Genomic DNA, 1,380 nt, shown 5'->3' on the forward strand with positions numbered 1-1,380 from the left:
CATATATGGACCCATCCGGTTTGCAAGACATTCGATAACGATTTTGAGAAGAGTTCATTGCACCCATATATCCGGCCTGTTATTGAGGGATCCCTCTGGCCCTGATGGATATCTGCTTCTACAGTCCTTATCATCCCTGCGGCTTCGTAATGAGCCTATGCCCGACTAAGGTTTTTAGTAGATCAGTCTGACTGTCTCATCATCAAATCAAGTGTCTTAGCAACTTGCTGGTTGGTTAATTATTCACGTTTATTGAATCTATTCAGTACTATACTGGAAGCCGATACTCTTCCTCACGCGCCGCGATAACCCATGCCATTCTCGCGAGTTTATTGGCGACGGCCACACAGGCTCGATTAAAACCTCGGCGCTCTGCTAACTGTATTGCCCAGCAGCTAAATTTATCCTGTTTATGACAACTGTGCTGCAACACCGCTCTGGCGCCGTGAATAAACAGGGTACGTAAATACGCATTTCCCCGCTTGCTTATCCCAAGGAGGTTATCTTTACCTCCGCTGCTGTGTTGCTTGGGAACCAAGCCACACCAAGCTGAAAAGTGTCTACCATTACTGAAGTCTTTACCCTCTCCAGCAGCCGCATAAAAGGCCGTAGCGGTGACGGGACCAATACCTGGGATAGTCTCTAAACGCTGGCAAATCACATTGTTTTTCGTTTCAGTGAGTACTTGGGTATCACAATCCTTAAGCCGTCTTTCTATATCTGTAAACTCTTCATATAACTGATAAAAAATTGTTCGACCTTTGGTAGTCAGCGCATTGGTTTCGTTAGTCAAAATCTCAGGAAACTGTACTTTAAAAGCCGATTTACTTTTGGCTATCACGATGCCGTATTCAGCTAACATACCTCGCACTTGGTTGATTAAGGCTGTTGATTGCTTAGTTAATCGTTCGCGCATTCGGTGGAGCAGTTGCACATCTTGCTGCTCGACGCTTTTGGGTTTTACAAACCGCATGTTGGGTCGCTGCGCAGCCTCCGCGATGGCTAAAGCATCATTGTAGTCATTTTTGTTACCTTGCCGAAAAGGCACGACAAATTGAGGAGCAATTAACTTGACGCTGTGGCCCAACAGCTCAAATTCTCTGGTCCAGTAATTTGCGCCACTACAGGCTTCCATCACAATCAGACAAGGCTCAATTTGAGCGACAAAGGGCAGCAAGTCTTTGCGTCTAAGCATTTTCTTTTTAATTAACTTGCCTGCTTTATCGACGCCAACAGCATGAAAAACAGACTTTGCGATATCTAAACCGATTGTAGTAATCTTCATAGGTGGACCCGTCCTCTTTCTGATGAGTTTTAGCGACTACATCGTGGCCCATTGCGAGGCCGATTTAAAGTGGATGGGTCCATTCCATTATCCAT

1 protein-coding gene is annotated in these 1,380 nt (G+C 45.4%); it reads right to left on the minus strand.

Annotated features, from left to right (window positions below; translation table 11 throughout):
• Window positions 1–268 precede the first annotated feature (268 nt).
• Complete coding sequence (locus SHEWPOL2_RS21970) at window positions 269–1,285, minus strand: IS110 family transposase (protein ID WP_037431787.1); 1,017 nt, start codon at window positions 1,283–1,285, stop codon at window positions 269–271.
• Between the last annotated feature and the right edge of the window lie 95 nt (window positions 1,286–1,380).

The organism is Shewanella sp. POL2 (genome assembly GCF_000282755.1).
GTDB classification, from domain to species: domain Bacteria; phylum Pseudomonadota; class Gammaproteobacteria; order Enterobacterales; family Shewanellaceae; genus Shewanella; species Shewanella xiamenensis.

Coding starts and splice junctions, on each gene's coding strand:
- SHEWPOL2_RS21970 (WP_037431787.1), bottom strand. CDS start 1,285: ATGAAGATTACTACAATCGGTTTAGATATCGCAAAGTCTGTTTTTCAT.